This is a genomic window from Neisseria sp. HMSC073G10, from assembly GCF_001812605.1.
In the GTDB taxonomy this organism is placed as follows: Bacteria; Pseudomonadota; Gammaproteobacteria; order Burkholderiales; family Neisseriaceae; genus Neisseria; species Neisseria subflava_A.
Map to the genome: position 1 here is coordinate 1 of NZ_KV809542.1, position 1,143 is coordinate 1,143.

At 56.3% G+C, this 1,143-nt stretch carries 1 pseudogene; it reads left to right on the plus strand.

Going from position 1 to position 1,143, the window contains the following annotated elements:
* Nucleotides 1–1,143: pseudogene (locus HMPREF2865_RS11335) on the plus strand (hypothetical protein); the annotation flags it as partial.

Sequence of the window (1,143 nt, forward strand, 5' to 3'; positions counted from 1 at the left end):
ACAGCCAAAGCAAAGTCAAAGCAGACCATGCCTCGGTAACCGAGCAAAGCGGTATTTATGCCGGAGAAGACGGCTATCAAATCAAAGTCGGAGACAACACAGACCTCAAGGGCGGCATCATCACCTCCGGCAAGAGTGCCGAAGACAAAGGAAAAAAACTTTTTCAGACGGCCACCCTTACTGCCAGCGACATTCAAAACCACAGCCACTACGAAGGCAAAAGTTTCGGTATCGGGGCAAGTGTTGCAATCAGCGGTGAATCAATGGGGCAAAACCGTCCTGCCGATTCCGGCCCGGGAATCCGCTTGACTGATGCTTCTAAAGGTCAAAACAACAATAACGCCATCGGCTACGGCAGCGATGGAGACAGCAAAAACAGCACCACCCGCAGCGGCATCAACACCCGCAACATACACATCACCGACAAAGCGGGACAACTTGCCCGAACCGGCAGGACCGCCAAAGAAACCGAAGCGCGTATCCACACCGGCATCGACACCGAAACTGCGGATCAACACTCAGGCCGTCTGAAAAACAGCTTCGACAAAGACGCGGTGGCCAAAGAGATCAACCTGCAAAGGGAAGTAACGCAGGAGTTCGGTAAAAACGCCGCCCAAACCACAGCAGCCGTTTCCGACAAACTCGGCAATACCCAAAGTTACGAACGGTATCAGGCAGCCAAAACCCTGCTGGAGGCCGAACTGCAAAACACGGACAGCGAAACCGAAAAAGCCGCTATCCGCGCATCCCTCGGTCAAGTAAACGCCTACCTTGCCGAAAACCAAAGCCGCTACGACACCTGGAAAGAAGGCGGCATAGGCAGGAGTATCCTGCACGGGGCGGCAGGCGGACTGACGACGGGCAACCTCGGCGGCATACTGGCCGGCGGCGGCACTTCCCTTGCCGCACCGTATTTGGACGAAGCAGCGGAAAACCTCGGTCCGGCGGGCAAAGCGGCGGTCAACGCACTGGGCGGGGCGGCAATCGGCTATGCGGCGGGCGGGAGTGTCGGTACGGCGGCAGTAGGGGCGAATGTCGATTGGAACAATAGGCAGCTGCATCCGAAAGAAATGGCGTTGGCCGACAAATATGCCGAAGCCCTCAAGCGTGAAGTCGAAAAACGCGAAGGCAGAAAAATCAGCA